Source organism: Pseudomonas sp. GM50, assembly GCF_000282375.1.
GTDB lineage: Bacteria > Pseudomonadota > Gammaproteobacteria > Pseudomonadales > Pseudomonadaceae > Aquipseudomonas.
Genome location: NZ_AKJK01000044.1, coordinates 1 through 16556, shown reverse-complemented (window position 1 = coordinate 16556; position 16556 = coordinate 1). Strand labels below are relative to the sequence as shown.

Here is a 16556-nt window from a genome sequence, read left to right as displayed (position 1 = left end):
ATGACCCGGCGTCTGGTCTGGTGGTTGTTGTGTTTGATCCCTGCGCTGGCGACAGCGCAGGACGAACCGTTGCGACTGGGCTTCAAGGATGAATTGCTTGCGTTGAGCCAGACTCAGGTGATCTCGCGTGAGCCGTTGCCTGCTGATCTGCAGACGCCGCTGGGTAGCTTGTGGAAGCTGTTTGTCTACGGCTGGCTGGTGGACACCGGCGCGCGTGAACCGGCGTATGAGTGTCGCGGGCAATCAAAGGAAGAGGTTTATTGCTGCACGGCGGGCGGCAGGATTGAGCGCGATCAGGCGTTGGTGAAGTCTTGCGGCTTGTATTTCGAGCCTGCGCGCTTGGGCATCGCCGGTGCTGAGTGGCGCGAGTATTGGCAGGCGAGACAAGCACCGAAGTGGCTGTTGGACTTGCCGTCGTTGCAACCGCAGACCCGGGTTTCGGTGGCTGAGTTGTTGAAGGTCTTGGCCGTGATGCCCGCGCAGGATCAGGCGCGGCGAGTGTTGCTCGATGTGGTGCTGAATGCGGCTGACGGCAATGTCGTCGGTGAGCTTGGCGGCCGGTTGCGGGTGAAAACCTGGAGCTGGTTGGGGGATCAGGATCCCTCGTCGCGTCAGGGTGGGTTCGCTGGCTGGACGGCAGACGGCACACCGATCTGGGCCGGTGGGCGCGGCACCAGTCAAATGGTCTTGCGCAATTATGGTCAGGCACTGGCGACGTCGTTGCCTTCGTCATGGCCCGCCGAGGCGGGGAAGTGCGTCGAGGTCGGCCTGTTCGCGCGTTATCCGCTCAAACGCGTGCTGTCGGGGGATCGCGTGTTAGCGCCCGGGCCTTTGCAAGGCGACTATCGCGTCGAGTTCGCCAACGGCAATCAACTTGATATCCATAGCGACGGCGAGTTGTTCTTGCTCAAGGACAAACTCGTCGCCCGCCTGGACCGCGAAGAATACGTCGCCCGCGTCTTGCAGCGCGAAGCCAGACCGGAACCCGCCGAAGCCGCCAAAGCCTTGAGCGTCGCAATCCGCACCTACCTGCTGCAAAACGCCACGCGCAACGGCGACTGCCTGAGCATCGACGACAGCAGCAGCCGACAGCGCGTCGCCCCACGCCCGGCCGCCACCGAGTCGCGCAACATCGCTGCGTGGACCAGCGACCTGGTCCTGGCCGGCAGCGACGTCACCTATCACTCCGACCAACCGGGGCCGGACAAGCTCTCCTGGCTGCAAGCCGTCGAACAGGCCAATGCCGGTCAACGCTATGACGCCATCCTGCTGCACGCTTACCCACGCGCCAGCCTCAGCCGCTGGGACAATCCAGTGGCTTCCTGCGATGCATTGCCCGCCGCGCAAGACTGGCTGCAAAAACAACGCCGCGGCTGGCGACCACGGCTGGAAAGCGAAGTTGGTTACAACGAAGTCAACACCTTCGCCGTCTGCCGCCTGGCTTTCGGCCGTCCTTTTGTCGATCGCGAACGCCAGCGCATTTACGTGCGCGGCGTGCTGTCGCTGCAAGACCGCCTCGACCTGACCCACGAATACCTGCACCTGGCCTTCGAAGCACACCCCAACGGCCAGGATGAAACCTACATCGAAGGGCTCGCCCGCCACCTCTTGCTGGATTAGGCCATGAAACTCCGTTACCCACAGGTTCTCCTGTTCCTTTGTTCCTTTTGCGTATGGCCGACCACGTTCGCCACCGACAGCGCGGTCAAACTCGACACGCCCGTCGGCGGCTGGCGCACAGGCGCGCCCGAAGGCGAAGGCGAAAACTTTCGTCAGACGGTTAATTACCCGGCGTCCTCGGTCAACACACCGGTGGGGCAGGCCAATACCGCTCGCATCACTGGCCAGATCAAATCCGTGCCCAAGAGCAACGAACCCGGCAAGCTGATCGTCAACGGCGTCAGCATGCCGCTGAAAATCGACCCCGCCGGCCGCTACGATCGCCCGTTCTCATTCCCCAACGGCAGCAACAGCGTTGAAGTCCGCAGCTCCGATGGCCAACAACGCCATCGCACGCAGTTCCTCAATGCCAGCGGCGGCGCCACCCCGGCCAAGTTGCGAGTATTGCTGGCCTGGGACAGCGACGGCACCGACCTCGACCTGCACGTCGTCACACCTGACGGTGGCCACATCTGGTACGGCGACCGCGTCGCAGCCAACGGCGGCGCACTCGACGTCGACGTCACCACCGGCTACGGCCCGGAAATCTTCGCCATGCCAGCGCCGATCAAGGGGCAATACCTGGTGTACGTGAACTACTACGGTGGCGGGTATCGCAGTGATGAAGAGGGGCAGGAAGAGGCTGTTCAGCCCCTGACCACTGCGCAGATCACGGTGATTACGGAGGAGGGGACGCCGAACGAGAAGATGGAGACGTTCCTGGTGCCGATGCGGGCGGTGGGGGAGTTGACGTTGGTCAAGGGGTTTAGTTATCCGTGAGGGGGTAATTGTGACAGCGGTGCTGACACGCTGGGTTTGGCATTTGTCGCAGCGGTGCTGCGACAAATTAAATTAGTCAGCAATGTCGTGCTGTTCGCAACTAAGTGCAGGGTGGGACGTGGTGATGAAATATGGTTGCGTCAAGCGAATCGTTTTTTTGTTGTTTGCGGCTATAGTTGTGTGTTTTGTCGCCAGCGAGTCATTTTATACCATCAACGAACAAGATCGCGGCGTAGTCCTGCGTAACGGCAAATTTGTTGCTGAGGCACAACCTGGGTGGGGTTGGAAGATTCCGTTTGTGGATAAAGTGACAAGTATTTCAATGCAAAACAATCTCGCCTATTGGGAAGGGTTTCAAGCAAGAACTGAAGATTTTGATTTGATGGAGTTGGAGGTTTCTATTGTTTGGCGTGTCGCGCCAGGCGAGGTTTTAAAGATGTATAAAAAGTACACCACTCTTGAAGCTGTCGAAAATGTCTTGCTTATACCTAAGGTTACAGAACAAGCCAGATTAATAGTGTCTCAGTACAGTACAGAACAGGCACTGAAAAATCGAGAGGCGTTCATTCGCAGTTTTTCTACTGCGATCAGGACTGCTATTGACGGGCCTGTCATCATTGAAAGCATCGATATTGGAAGCGTGCATATGAAAAGCATGCATATTGAATAGGGTGCCGTTATATGCAAGCCGCAAAAGCAAAAAATCAAGAGGCTATTAAAATGCGTCGTACGGTTTGTTTGATAGGTTCATGGTTAGGCGGGTTGTTGGCGGTGTGTCTATTTGCAAGTTTCTCTTTTTATACGGTCAACGAAAGAGAACTAGGCCTGGTTTTGCGTAATGGCAAGATTTTTTCTGAAGTAGGCCCTGGGCTGGGCTGGAAGCTTCCGGTTATCGATAAAGTGTTTCGGATTTCAAGTCAGAATAATATTTTGCACATTGCAGGCGTCCATGGCTACACGTCGGATCTTCATGGGTTTAATGCTGATGTATCAGTTGCGTGGCATGTGGCGCCGGATAAAGTTGCGGATATATACACGCGGTACAACGATATTCAATCGGTCGAGCTGGCACTGATAAAGCCTCGGGTGACTGGGCAGATCGGGCTTGTTATGTCGCGCTATAAAGGTATTCAGATGTTCGACACTCCTGATCGGTTTATAAAAGATACTTCCGCTGCAATTAAGGTGGCGGCAGGCGAGCTGGTCATCATTGATAGCGTGAATTTTGAAAAGCTAATGTTAGCCGATCTGGATCGATCAGCTTCTTCCGAAGAAGCCGCCGTCGAGGCAGCGGCGCCCGAAGCGGTGAGGAGATAAGTTGATTCAAGTTTAGCTTTTTTCTGAATCAGTCTTTTATCCAAAAGGCAGAGAAGGGCACCAATAACCGGGCTGATCACCGCTGTTTCTTGAAAGGATTGAACATGCTAAAGCGCTTGGCTCTTTCTGGGCTGTTTCTACTAATAGCGGCATTTGGGTATACGGCAGTCATGGGCCGCTTGGGCGGAGGTCCAGCTCCAATCCTGGAGCTAGTTCAACCAAACAAACAGGCTGACTTGATAACCGTCAATAAACAAGAAAGGCGGATGTTTTTATGGCGCGAGGGTGTGGTACTGGCCGAATATCGCATAGCGCTTGGAGCTGCCGCGAATGACGGCGCAAAGCAACGAGAAGGGGACGAGAAAACGCCTGAGGGACGTTATTTCATCGATTGGCGCAATCCAAAATCAATGGCGTACCTTAGCTTGCACATTTCATATCCGAATCCGGCAGACGAAGCCGCTGCTCGCCATAACGGGTATTTGCCAGGCGGTAACATCATGATTCATGGTCTACCCAATGGATGGGCGTGGCTTGAACCGCTTCATCATCTGTGGGACTGGACTGATGGTTGTATCGCTGTAACTAATAGCGAAATGCGAAAAATCTGGATGTTGGTGCCTGACAGGACGCCGATTGAAATCAGATAGGACGCTGCCTGCACTTTCCAGCCCTTTAACTACTGAAGCCATGATGAACTTTACCCCGCCTCGTTTGAGATTGTTGTCGATACTGACCGTGACCCTGTTAGTGGTGGGCTGTACGTCCTACTACCTGTGTCGCCAGAGCAGTGCGTCGACAAGTGAAAGCTTCACCGCCGAGGATATGAACGAAGGCGGCGTAGAGGACATCGGCACGCTGGCACTGCCTGACGTGGAAAAGCGTCTGAATTACTTGATCCACGACACCGGTGAAACCCTCAGCGCGTTGGAGCTGGTCACTCAATCGGAATTTAGCCTGACGGTTGAGGGAACCAAGCCCGCCGACGAGCAGAAGTTGCAATACGAGGAGCTGTTTGTCCCTTTCACCAGTGCGCAGGTGAAAACTGCGCTGGCGTCGATCCAGGACCTGCGTTTTGTTCAGACGCTGTTTGCTGATGGTTCCGAAGTGAGGTTCGACACCAGCAGCCTTGATCCTCTCTGGAAGCGCGCCGCCACGCCGGATGAGCCGGTGGCCGAACAGTACCGTGCGCAGCGTTTGCGTTTTCGAGATGGCAGCGAGAAAGACTTCGCCGATATACAGGTGCAGTCCAAGGTTGAGTCGGACGATAGTGTGTCGTCCCGTGAACCCATCGCACTATCGGTCAACAAGCCCTTGGCTAGTCTCGGCCTGACGATCGCTTACCGCAGCTATCCGGCGTTCAAAAAAGTGGTCCTGGACAAGGATCACCCGCAGGTTACCCTGGACGACGGCCAAAATTTTCAGCTCACAGCCCTTAGTGGCGCAAGCGCCTCACTGCGGCTGAGTACGCCCAAGATGTCGACCTTCGTGGTGCAGGGTTTGACCGATTCGGGCAAGGCGCTTTACAGCAATGGCAACAACACCCGCTCCTTCCCCTCGGACGGCGATATTGCGGCGATGCGTGACTTTTACAAAGCCCTGCTGCAGACCAAGGATGATCTCGATCAGTTCAAGACCAGTCAGGCTGTGCAACAACGGCTGGAGCATTTGGTCAGTAATCTTTCCACTCAGGCGGGGCCGCTGAAAAACACCGAGGCCGACTACCAGTTCGAGGCCACGCCGCAACGTATCGTCATTCATGTGCTTGATCCGATGGAAGACAATACCGCCGTTATCAACGAGGTACACAACGTTCTTGCAGAGCAGACACGCTACATCGCCCGCGACCGGAAATCCGATCACTACGGCTTCATCGATCAGGCCGGACAGTGGTTGATCAAACCACGTTGGGTAGAGCTGCAAGATAGCGTGGTGGCGGATATCTACACGTTGTTTACGCTAGAAAAATCCAGCGACCCTCAATCTGACATGCAGGAATTGCGGAGCCAACTCGCCTATTTTCCCGCCGCCAGCAATAAACTCGTCTACCTGCCGTTCGAAAACATAACGCAGACATTGGACGATGGCCTGCTGCTGGTGGAGCGTGAAACCAACGGACCTTATGGGCTCTACGACGCCAGGAATCACCGTTTCACGTTGCCGATGAAGTTCGTCAACCCCACCGTGACCGGCAACGTGTTCATCGCCCGTCTTGGCAAAAAAACCTATGCCATGGAGGGCTACTACGGCGCCTATACCTTGGCCGGCAAGGAGATTTTGCCACCACAGTTCTCTGACATCGAGCAAAGCGGTGGTTACCTCTACACCCACTCAGCCGATCGGAGTCGTCAGGACGTTTTCGACCTGGAAGGTAAACGGATCAACCTCCAGGGTTACAACGTGATAGGTCGGTTTTTCGGCGAGCAGCCGCTGCTGGTGCAAGACGCTAAAAGTAAGAAATTTGCTTTTATCAACCGCCAGGGGACGCTGCTACCCATCAAGTTACCGTATGACGAGGTGGAGCCGTTTTCCAACGGCATGGCGGTGGTCGGGCGTGATCACAGCTATGGAGCCATCGACCTGAGCGGCACGTTGCAGATTCCTCTGGAGTACAACAGGATCAACTCTTTCCAAACCCGCTACGCAGCCGCCGTCCCGGCCGGCGGTGGTAGTGGACTGGTGTTGATCAGTCAAAACAACAAACAGGTCAAGAAACTCGGTTCCTACACCAGCCTGAAAGTCCCTGATAACAGCAACGAAGCCCGTTACTACGTGAATGATCCGAGCAATCCTGACGAGTATCTGGTCTATGACGCCGACGGCAATCTTGTGCAGAAAGGAGAATAAGGACTGGTTTCAATAACAGTACCGACACGCAGTTGCGTCTGATCAACTTCAAGCACGTTGGTTAAGGGGTTTAGTTATCCGTGAATGCAATAGTCTCAGCAGTGCTGAGACTATTAGCTACTCACTGGAGCAAGACAAATCAAAGCTGACCAGCAGGCTTTATCCAATCTGTAGCAGCTGCCGAGCCCGCGAGGCTGCGTTCGAGGACGAAGTCCTCGCAATCGGTGTACACGGTCCCACCTGAAAGAACCGGTTGCCTGATTTTACGACTGCTTCGCAGCCGAACGCAGGCTTCGCCAGCTGCTACAGGGAGTGCGTCGGCTGTTAACTGACTGGCATTGGCAAACAGACTGCGTATATCGGATTGCCTTTTTGAGCGTGTTCTTGCGGGCCTCTTCGCGAGCAAGCCCGCTCTCACCCTCAGTCTAATTCCTGCGCAAGACACAAGCGGGCTTGCTCGCGAAGAGGCCGTCCCATCCACTACAAAACCCACAGTAAGACCGATAAACAGACAATGTTTAATCGACATCTCCAGCCGCCACCCCTGTCGTTGTCGGGGCATCGACTCAGTTATCGCCGACCCAAACCTGCGGCTTGCGCTCATTCCACGGCAGCGCCTGTTCCAACTGCCCCGCCAACCGCAACAACACCTCCTCAGCCCCGAATCGTGCGGCAAATTGCAGGCCGATGGGCAAACCTTGCTGGCGGGACATGGCCAGCGGCAACGACATCGCCGGCGTCCCCGCCACATTGAATACCGGCGTGAACGGTGAGTGCTCGAAGACCCGCGCTGTCCATTGCAAACCGTCCATGGTTTGCGCTCCACGGCTGTAGGTGTCGAGGGCGTGGGGCAGGCGCGGCAGGGTCGGCGTCAGCAGTACGTCGAAGTCGTCGAACCAACCGGCCACGCTGCGGGCGATGAGGTTGCGCACTTGCAGCGCGCCGGCGAACTCCACGGCGCGGGCCTGTAGGCCGTACGCGTAGCAGGCGAGGGTGGCGGGCTCCAGGGTGCTCAGGTCGATGGGCCGTGAAGTGGTGGCGGCGAGCCCGTCGATCCAGCGCACGAGGGTGGCACACCAGATGTGGGCGTTGGCCTGGACGAATGAATCCCACGACGTACCGAGTGGTGCGGTTACTCGTTCCACGCGATGACCGAGCGCTTCCAGTTCGCGGGCCACGGCCAAGGTGGCCTCGGCAATCTCGGGATCCAGTGCGGCGCCGTTCCACGGTGTGTCGAGCAGGCCGATGCGCAATCGTCCCGGATCGCGTCCCGCCTGCGCCAGAAAACCTTCGGCCGGTGCGGCGGTGTAGTAAGGATCGCCCGGCGCATAGCCCTGGACGATGTCCATCAACGCCGCGCTGTCGCGGACGGTTCTCGACAGACCGAGTTGTACACCGAAACCGGCAAATACCTCATCGAGCGCCGGGCCGTTCGAGGCTCTGCCGCGCGTCGGTTTCAGCCCGACCAGCCCATTGTAAGATGCCGGTACGCGGATCGAACCCGCTGCGTCAGTGGCATGCGCAATCGGCACGATGCCGGCAGCGACCGCGGCACCCGAACCACCGCTCGATCCGCCGGCCGACAGCCGAGTGTCCCACGGGTTGCGGGTCGGGCCCTGGAGCACGGATTCAGTCTCGGTGCTAAAGGCCATTTCCGGGGTGGTGGTGCGCCCGAGAGTGGCGAGGCCGGCGGCGTTGAAGCGTTGCATCAGGTACGAATCCGACTCGGCCACCAAGCCTTGGGCCAATCGACTGCCCAGCTCAACGCGGCGGCCGGCCGAGGTAATCGCCAGGTCCTTGATCAGGAAGGGCACACCGGCCAGCGGCCCAGCGCCCTCGGTGACAGTGGGCGACCAGTGTTCAATGACCGCGTTGATTTGCGGGTTGACCTGTTGCACGGCGGCAATGGCCAGCTCCGCCAGTTCAGCCGACGTGACTTCGCCAGTCGCCACCAATTGCGCGAGGCCGATCCCGTCGTAGGTTGCATATTCGTTCAGATTCATGGGAGTTCTCCAGTTGAGAGCCCCGATGATAGGTGCCGCCCGCGACGCTGATTAGCCCATAAAAGCGGTATGAAATGTGCCGTCAGTGGCACAATCCAGGCATCTTGGTTTTACCTCGCAGGTGGCTCGAATGATCCGGGACTTGAATGACACGCTGGTGTTTGTGCGCGTGGTGAGGTTGGGCAGTTTCACCGCCGCGGCCCATGCCTTGCAGATTCCGAAGACGACCGTCAGCCGCCGCGTGCGCGAGTTGGAACAGGCCATCGGCGTGCAGTTGTTGCGCCGTACCACGCGCCAGTTGAGCCTGACCGAGGCGGGGGCGGTTTACTTTGATCAGTGCAAGGACATCGCCACCACCCTGGAACACGCCGAGCTGGCAGTGCATCAACTGCGCGATGATCCGCGCGGCTGGCTGCGGGTGACGGTGCCGTACTCGTTCGGGGTCAGTTGGTTTTCACCGTTGGTGGCCGGTTTTCGTCAGGCGTATCCGCACATCAGACTGGAAATTCTGGCGTCCCACGTGCCGTTGGATCTGGTCGGCGAGGAGGTTGATGTGGCGCTGCGCCTCGGCGCCTTGCCGGATTCCAGTCTGGTCGCCCGCCGCCTGGCGAGTTACGCCACGGGCATCTACGCCGCGCCTGAGTACATCGAGCGCCACGGTCTGCCGGCGACGCCGGACGAACTGCTTCAACACCGCACATTGGTGCTGCATCAGGCTCGGCGCGATGTGGGTTACATTTGGCCGTTGCGCAAGGCTGGCGCCAAAATGCGCAGTTATCGGGTTGAGCCGACCATCATCGCCAACGATCCCGCCCTGCTAAAAGATGCATTGTGTGCCGGCGAAGGGTTGAGCCTGGGCATGGATCAAAGCATGCAGGCTGATGTGGACGCGGGAAGACTGCGCCGGGTGCTGCCGGAATGGATCGGGCCGCCACAGGACCTGAATGCGGTGACGGCTCGGGAGCATTTGCCGTCGCCCAAGGTGACGGCGTTTATCGGGTTTTTGAAGGCGCACATGGCGGCGGCTGAAGCTCGACCTGATTCGGTGTGATTTAACCGGAAACAGGAGGGTGTTCTTGGGGGCCTCTTCGCGAGCAAGCCCGCTCCCACATTTGATCCGCGGCGATCGCAAAAACGGGTTCACAGCAGATCCCCTGTGGGAGCGGGCTTGCTCGCGAAGAGGCCGGCCCATCCCACACAAAACCCATTAATGCACCGCAGCAGCCTTCGATTTACTGAACCGATAAAACAGATTGGGCTCGCTCACAATGTAAAGCTCGCCGTCGGTGTCCATGGTCATGCCTTCGGCTTGCGGTATGGTTTTCTCGAGGTCATCCGTCAAGCCGAGCAAGGAGCGGATGCTGACGAAGTTACCGTCCTGATCGAGTTCGGTCAGGTTGGAGGACTGCTCGCTCAGCAGCAGCAAGTGACCGGTCCGCGGATCGTAGTAACCCTCGGAAAGATCCAGGCCGAAGACGCTACGGTCGATCCAGTTCGTCAGGTCCTTGATGCGCACCTGCAACGGGCCACCCATCGAGGCGAGCATGCCCGTGACCGAATACAGCTGACGCGGATCGCGCTCCTTGATCGCGAAGATACGATCATTGGCCGCGTCATAGGCCACGCCTTCAAAGCCCTTGTTGTGTTCGCTCAGGTTGATCTCGATCGCGACAAATTGTGCGTTTTCCACAGCGATGGGGCCTGGGCTGTCCGGCAAGGTCAGGACGTACAGTCGCTGCAAGCTTTCATCGGCGATTACCACACGACCCTTGCCCATGTAAGCAATGCCTTCGGTGTCCTGGAACCCGATCAGCGGGTAACGTTCGAGCAGGTCGCCGTTACGGCTCATTGCCACAATCTCCATGGGCACACCATTGGTGATCCCCAACAGACGATCGTGGTCCGGGTCGTAGGCGATACCGGACAAATTGGTCACGTCCGCGACAGGCTTGGCCTGGATCACGGCTTTATAGTCCGGCAGCCAGATGTTTTTGTCCGGCGCCTGATTGCCATTCCAGCGGTTTTTCCAGTATGCATACAGCTGCTGGTGGACCATGAAATGTGCGGATACCGCGTAGGCGCCAAGCAGTACAACAATGAAAAATATTCCCGACTTCCATGCCTTGCTCATGGCTTTTCCTTGTCCCAGCTGAAGCGATAGACCTTGGGTGGCTGTCCGGGCCGGCATTGGCCGTTATCGGCATCGGCGCCTACGATCGACCACTGCGCACGAGACGTTTCGCCCAGCTCATGGGCGGCCTCAGGATTGAAACACTGGCTCAACACTCCGTCCGGCACCAGGGCGTACGCCTCACGGTGGTCGCGCAACCACTGCGCTGCTTGTTCGACCGAGGAGTCTTTCATCCCGAAATGCACGATCGGCTGCCGGGCGAATAACCAGTGCCCCTCGCGCCAGTTGACCAGCACCAGATCGGCACCGTGGGTCATCGTCGCCGCCTGCTCCATGAGCGCTTCATGGGGGTTGCGACCTTCCTTGATCGTCTCGATGAAACCGCGGGCGAACCACAAAACAAACCAGGTCACCACCAGCGCCTGGAATATTCGCCGACCGCGCGGGCGTTTGCCGAACCAGCGCTTGAGCAGCCAGGGAATCAGCGGCGCTGCCACCAGCACCAGCCCTGGCAGCGCCGGATAGATGTACAACTTGCGCTTGCCGCTGCTCAGGCAGAAGAACAGCACCACCAGCACCACCCAGCCCAGCAGCACCAGCACTCGACCGTCGTGTTTGCGCAGTTGCCGGCGCCAGGCCGGCACCAGCCACGGCAGGGCGAGCACTAGCGGCAGCCAATATTGCGGAATCACGTTGACGAAGAAGTACCAGAACGGTTCGCGGTGATCCCACGCGGCGGCATAGCGTGCCGCTGTCTGGCGCAGCAGGATTTCTCGCGCATAGGCAATTTCATCCGCAGTGCCATTGAGCACAATGGACAGCGCCAGGGGCAGCAGCCAGATCGCGATGGCGCCGAGGGCGACCAGGAAGCCCAGGAACCACTTGCGCTTCTCTCCGGGCATGGCCACTACACCGGACCAGTTTTTGCGCACCGCGTAGGCATACGGAATCAGCATCAACACCGGGACGAAGCCGACCCCTTTGGTGATCACGCCAATGCCCATGGCGGCGCAACCCACATAGAACCAGCGCCAGGCCGGCCCGAGCAGCAGGTGCCGCGCCAGCCCGTACAGGCCCAGCGACGTGAACAGAATCAACAGGCTGTCGATCTGCCCGGTTCGCAAGATGCTGTAGGTCTGATAGGTGGCCAGGTACAAGAGCGCCGCCGTCCGACCGATGCGCTGATTCCATAGCCTGCGGCCCAGATCGTAGACCATGGCCGTGACCGACGCGGCCGACAAAAGCCCCGGAATATAGAGGGCGAGGGCAGGCAGGCCGGTGAGCCACGCGAAGAACGCCACCGTCCACATAAAGATCGGCGGTTTATCGCCGTATATCTCCGCAGCACGGTGGGGGATGAACCACGCGCCGTTGTGCAGCATTTCCAGGGCCACGCCGAGGAAGCGTTCCTCGTCCACATTCTGCGGTTGACGTAGCCCCAGCCCGGCGCCGATCAACAGCAAGGCGAGCAGCACCAAGCCCAGGCATTCGATGCCGGGCGACAGGGTTTTGCGCATGGTTCAGTCCTTTAAATGTCTGCTGCGGGCAATCAATTGCAAGTTGCGCAAATAGACGATGGAGCCAAAGGCCTGGCCGACAATGAAGACCGGGTCTTGCCGGTAAATGGCGTACGCGAACAGCAGGGTGCTGCCGACGATGCTCAGGTACCAGAAGCTCACCGGGATCACGCTGCGTTTCTTGTATTCGCTGTACAGCCACTGCAACACGAAGCGACCGGTAAAGGCGATCTGGCCACCGAAGCCGATCACCAGCCATAGGGTTTCGCGGGAGAGGTTCATCCTTCGATCTCCTGTGCGTTGGTGTTCAACCGTGTGCGCTTGATCAGCCACCAAACGCCGAACAGATCGAGAATGCCCACCAGGGCACGGTCGATGTTGCCGTATTTGGACACCCCGGCCGTGCGGGGGCGGTGGTTGACCGGATGGACGATCATGCGGCCGTTGTGACGCTGGATCAGCGCAGGAATGAACCGATGCATATGGTCGAAGTACGGCAAGCGCAGAAACGCCGCGCGCTCGATCAGCTTCAGCCCGCAGCCGGTGTCCGGCGTGGCGTCCTTGAGCAGGCGGCTGCGCAGGCCATTGGCGAAACGCGAGGCCCAGCGCTTGCTCGCGGTATCGCGGCGATTGACCCTATGCCCGGCTACCAACTGAACGTCTACCAGACCCTGTTCACCGCGCACCAGCGCCAACATCCCGGGAATGTCCGCGGGGTCGTTTTGACCGTCGCCATCGAGTGTCGCCAGCCATTGGCCCCGGGCATTGAGCGCCGCGTGGTAGAGCGAGGTGCTTTGCCCCAGCGAACGCTCATGACGCAGGATGCGCAACGCGCTCAGACCGTTGTTTTTCATCTGTCGCAGTTCATGCAAGGTGGAATCGGTACTGCCGTCGTCCACGACAATGATTTCGTAAGCCTCATCGGCCAACGCGGTGCGGATTTCCTCAAGTAAGGGCTTGAGGTTGTTCGCTTCGTTTTTTGCTGGAATCAATACAGATACAAAAATGTCTTGGCTCATAGAGTCCCCCTTGCGCCTTGGTCTTTTATTATCAAGGGCTCACGTTTCATATCTGATAGAAGTGGCGATACCACTTCACAAATTCCGCCACGCCTGTTTCAACCGTCACCTGAGGGCGGAAGTCGACCCATTCGGCCAGTGCCGAAATATCGGCCCAGGTCTTGACCACATCGCCTGCCTGTAGCGGCATGAAGTTGCGTTGGGCCTTGATGCCCAGCGCCGACTCCAGGCAATCGACGAACTCCAGCAGCGGTACCGGCTGGCCACGGCCTATGTTGAAGATTCGGTTTGCGCCATCGCCGGGCCCGTTCGGCACCGGTGGTTTTGAGCGCAGGCGTGCGATGCTTTCGACGATGTCGTCGACGTAGGTGAAGTCGCGCGACATCTGGCCATGGTTATAGATGTCGATCGGCAAGCCTTTGATGATCGCCTCGGTAAACTTGAACAGCGCCATGTCGGGGCGCCCCCAAGGCCCGTAAACGGTAAAAAAGCGCAAGCCGCTGGCCTTCAGGCCATAGAGGTGGCAGTAGCTGTGCGCCAACAGTTCATTGGCTCGTTTAGTGGCTGCATACAGCGAAATGGGATGGTCGACGCTGTCTTCGACACAGAACGGCATTTTGCTGTTGGTGCCATACACCGAGCTGCTCGAGGCATAGATCAGATGCGCGGGGCGGTGGTGTCGGCAGGCTTCCAGCATATTCAGGAAACCCACTAGATTGGACTGCGCATAGACGTCCGGGTTATCCAGTGAATAGCGAACGCCAGCCTGGGCCGCCAAGTGCACAACTTCGGTGAAAGCATGCTCTTCGAACAATGCCATCAAGGCCGGTTTGTCGACGATGTCCAGGGGCTGGAAACGAAAGCCCGGCAAGGACTCCAGTTCCTTGAGCCGTGCGTGTTTGAGTTCCACGCTGTAGTAGTCGTTGAGATTGTCGATACCGACCACTTCAAGGCCTTCTCGACACAATCGCTTGACGGTGTGATACCCGATGAAACCGGCGGCGCCCGTGACCAGAACCGTCATGAGGCCCGCGCCTGAGCGCGACCAATCCCCGTCGTGCGCAAAGGAGGCCTTTGCATGACATTCACCCCTGAGTGCGCGCTGTTCAGCGTATTTTTTTGAGTCGATACCACCGTTGGCTCCATGCCTTGCTCCATTGTTTTATCAAAGGCCCGTGCAATGCTCACCATGAGCCGCAGCGCCCGCAGCCACGCATACCCTGCCAGCTGAATTGTAAAAAAAACGTTAAGCATTCATGTCGATTCTGTGACTGTCTCCTGATGCACTGACCTCATAGCCCGGCACCCAGCATCTTCAGGTATTGGGGGCTTTCGGAGATCGAATTGTGGCCCGTGCCCGGTATCACTTGCAGCGAGGCCACGCCCTTGGCGAAATGGGTGTAGAGCTGGTCCGTGCTTGAGCGCGGTATGACTTCGTCGTGTTCGGCCGCGATCAACAGCGTCGGTACGGTGATGTGAGCGGCGTATTTCCAGGATTCGAACTTGTCACGAAGCAGCCACTTCACCGGGAACCAGCGGAACTGGCGGGCGGCGAGGTCTTCAAGGCTGTTGTAGGGCGTGATCAGGATCAGGCGCGAGGCCGGGCGTTGGCTGGCGAGGCGCACGGCGACACCGGAACCGAGGCTGCGCCCGACTACCGCAATATTGGTATGGGTGTTGTAAACCATGTCGAACAAGGTCATGGCATCTTGCTGAATCGCCTCCTCGGACGGCGACCCGGAACTGCCACCGTAGCCTCGGTAATGCAGCAAGTAGATCGCATGATCCGCAAAGGCCTGCGAGAACCCGGGCAGGCTGCGGGAAACGTCCTCGGCATTGCCACCAAAGTAGATCAACGCCTTTGGGCCGTCGTGCGGCCTGACGGTCACCAGCACCTGCGCGTCGGCGACTTGCAGCGTCAACAGTGTTTCGGGTGAGTCGATGGCGCGTGGTTGCGGGTAGTAGATGAGGGCGCGTTGAAACACGAACAGCGCCGCGCAGAGCACCAGGTACGCAATTGCAATGAAAGCGAAGAGAGACATCAGTGGGCGCGACATTCGACTAAGTTTAGTGGACGACATTGACTGCTTTGGGCCTTGAGACAGCTTTTGCTTGAGTGCGGCCAAAGTGTAGTCCAGCAAACTCAGCTGTACAGGAGAGGTGCCCGATGCCAGTTGTGTGGCGAGGGGGCTTGTCGGAACGCCGCATCGCCCCGTTGGGTCGCGAAGCGGGCCCAAAACCTGCAATCGCGGGTTATCAGGTACACCGCATGCAATGTTTTACGACTGCTACGCAGCCGAACGGGGGCAAGCCCCCTCGCCACACAGGAGGCAAGAACATGCTGACCCGAGCCATTCCTTCCAGCAACGAGCCGTTACCCATGGTCGGGTTGGGCACGTATCGCGGCTTTGATGTCGCGCCTTCCGACGCCGCCTACAAGCAGTTGCCCGTTGTGCTCAGAGCGTTGTTCGAGAAGGGCGGCACGGTGATCGACAGCTCGCCCATGTACGGTCGCGCCGAGCAGACGACCGGTGAATTGCTGTCGATCCATCGGCCTCGTTCGCCTGCATTTCTGGCCACCAAGGTCTGGACCCAGGGTCGCGAAGAAGGCATCGCGCAGATGGAACAGTCGTTCAAGCTGTTGCAGACCGACCGTATCGATCTGATGCAGATTCACAACCTGCTGGACTGGAAAACCCATCTGCCGACCCTGCGCCAATGGAAGGCAGAAGGGCGCATCCGCTACATCGGCATCACCCATTACACGGCGTCGGCGTATGACGAAGTGGAAGCGGTGTTGAAAGCCGAGCCGATGGACTTTTTGCAGATCAACTACGCCCTGGACGACCGCGGCGTCGAGAAACGGATCCTGCCGCTGTGTCGCGAGCGCGGTGTGGCGGTGATTTGCAATCGGCCTTTCGGTGGCGGTGACCTGCTCGCGCGATTGAAAGGCAAACCGCTGCCGGGATGGGCCGCGCAAGTGGGGGTCAATAGCTGGGCGCAACTGGCGCTCAAATTCCTGTTGGCTCATCCGGCGGTGACCTGTGTCATCCCCGGCACCAGCAACCCGCGCTACATGGCGGAAAACGCCGGTGCGGGTTTCGGTCCGATGCTGACGGATGCGCAGCGCCAACAGTTGATGGCCTTGGTGGGGTAGGCCCGTTGGCGGGATGATTAATGCCAGTCAGTCAAGCGCAATCCCTGTGGGAGCGGGCTTTTGTGGCGAGGGGGGAAGCGGCCCCAAAACCTGCAATCGCGGTGTATCAGGTACACCGCATGCAAT

Annotated in this window: 16 protein-coding genes; 8 read left to right on the top strand and 8 right to left on the bottom strand. The window is 58.5% G+C overall.

The genetic code is table 11. The annotated features are described in order from the left end of the window. The 6 genes from PMI30_RS19650 (at window position 1) to PMI30_RS19675 (ending at window position 6603) form a co-directional block, all read left to right on the top strand. Window positions 1-1620 carry a DUF2300 domain-containing protein gene (locus PMI30_RS19650; RefSeq protein ID WP_008008405.1) on the top strand — a complete coding sequence of 540 codons (1620 nt, stop codon included), beginning with the start codon at window positions 1-3 and terminating at the stop codon, window positions 1618-1620. 3 nt (window positions 1621-1623) lie between these two features. After that, on the top strand, window positions 1624-2439 hold the full coding sequence (locus PMI30_RS19655) for a YfaP family protein (protein ID WP_008008403.1): 816 nt from the start codon (window positions 1624-1626) through the stop codon (window positions 2437-2439). A 124-nt stretch (window positions 2440-2563) separates the two neighbouring features. Continuing rightward, window positions 2564-3109 carry an SPFH domain-containing protein gene (locus PMI30_RS19660; protein WP_008008401.1) on the top strand — a complete coding sequence of 182 codons (546 nt, stop codon included), beginning with the start codon at window positions 2564-2566 and terminating at the stop codon, window positions 3107-3109. 11 nt (window positions 3110-3120) lie between these two features. After that, window positions 3121-3756, top strand: a complete 636-nt coding sequence (locus PMI30_RS19665; protein WP_032835160.1) for an SPFH domain-containing protein — start codon at window positions 3121-3123, stop codon at window positions 3754-3756. Window positions 3757-3860: 104 nt separating this feature from the next. After that, the gene (locus tag PMI30_RS19670) at window positions 3861-4406 is read left to right on the top strand and encodes a L,D-transpeptidase family protein (RefSeq protein WP_008008397.1); all 546 of its coding nucleotides are present in this window, start codon (window positions 3861-3863) and stop codon (window positions 4404-4406) included. Between the two features lie 43 nt (window positions 4407-4449). Further along, window positions 4450-6603, top strand: coding sequence for a WG repeat-containing protein (locus PMI30_RS19675; protein ID WP_032835159.1), 2154 nt, complete (start codon window positions 4450-4452; stop codon window positions 6601-6603). A gap of 566 nt (window positions 6604-7169) precedes the next feature. Here PMI30_RS19675 and PMI30_RS19680 read toward each other — a convergent pair. Further along, entirely contained in the window at window positions 7170-8606 is a 1437-nt protein-coding gene (locus PMI30_RS19680; protein ID WP_008008393.1) for an amidase, read from the bottom strand. A gap of 130 nt (window positions 8607-8736) precedes the next feature. Here PMI30_RS19680 and PMI30_RS19685 point away from each other — a divergent pair, with 130 nt between their 5' ends. After that, a complete protein-coding gene (locus PMI30_RS19685) occupies window positions 8737-9657 on the top strand; it encodes a LysR family transcriptional regulator (RefSeq protein ID WP_008008392.1) in 921 nt (306 codons plus the stop codon). Between the two features lie 156 nt (window positions 9658-9813). Here PMI30_RS19685 and PMI30_RS19690 read toward each other — a convergent pair whose 3' ends face one another. The 7 genes from PMI30_RS19690 to PMI30_RS19715 are packed head-to-tail and all read right to left on the bottom strand — an operon-like array spanning window position 9814 to window position 15354. After that, window positions 9814-10737, bottom strand: coding sequence for an SdiA-regulated domain-containing protein (locus PMI30_RS19690; RefSeq protein WP_008008390.1), 924 nt, complete (start codon window positions 10735-10737; stop codon window positions 9814-9816). Continuing rightward, window positions 10734-12254 (bottom strand): ArnT family glycosyltransferase, encoded by a 1521-nt coding sequence (locus PMI30_RS19695; protein ID WP_008008388.1) that lies wholly within the window; start codon window positions 12252-12254, stop codon window positions 10734-10736. Before PMI30_RS19695 ends, PMI30_RS19690 begins: the two co-directional genes overlap by 4 nt. A gap of 3 nt (window positions 12255-12257) precedes the next feature. Further along, window positions 12258-12536, bottom strand: a complete 279-nt coding sequence (locus PMI30_RS19700; protein WP_008008386.1) for a lipid-A-disaccharide synthase N-terminal domain-containing protein — start codon at window positions 12534-12536, stop codon at window positions 12258-12260. Then, window positions 12533-13273, bottom strand: a complete 741-nt coding sequence (locus tag PMI30_RS19705) for a glycosyltransferase family 2 protein (RefSeq protein WP_008008384.1) — start codon at window positions 13271-13273, stop codon at window positions 12533-12535. Before PMI30_RS19705 ends, PMI30_RS19700 begins: the two co-directional genes overlap by 4 nt. Window positions 13274-13319: 46 nt before the next feature. Further along, window positions 13320-14297: an NAD-dependent epimerase gene (locus tag PMI30_RS19710; RefSeq protein ID WP_008008382.1), complete on the bottom strand. Its 978-nt coding sequence runs from the start codon at window positions 14295-14297 to the stop codon at window positions 13320-13322. Next, a complete protein-coding gene (locus PMI30_RS0129575) occupies window positions 14294-14527 on the bottom strand; it encodes a hypothetical protein (RefSeq protein ID WP_032835158.1) in 234 nt (77 codons plus the stop codon). Before PMI30_RS0129575 ends, PMI30_RS19710 begins: the two co-directional genes overlap by 4 nt. A gap of 38 nt (window positions 14528-14565) precedes the next feature. After that, window positions 14566-15354 (bottom strand): alpha/beta hydrolase, encoded by a 789-nt coding sequence (locus PMI30_RS19715; RefSeq protein WP_032835172.1) that lies wholly within the window; start codon window positions 15352-15354, stop codon window positions 14566-14568. Between the two features lie 188 nt (window positions 15355-15542). Here PMI30_RS19715 and PMI30_RS19720 point away from each other — a divergent pair, with 188 nt between their 5' ends. After that, the gene (locus PMI30_RS19720) at window positions 15543-16430 is read left to right on the top strand and encodes an aldo/keto reductase (protein ID WP_443216290.1); all 888 of its coding nucleotides are present in this window, start codon (window positions 15543-15545) and stop codon (window positions 16428-16430) included. The last annotated feature ends 126 nt before the right edge of the window (window positions 16431-16556 follow it).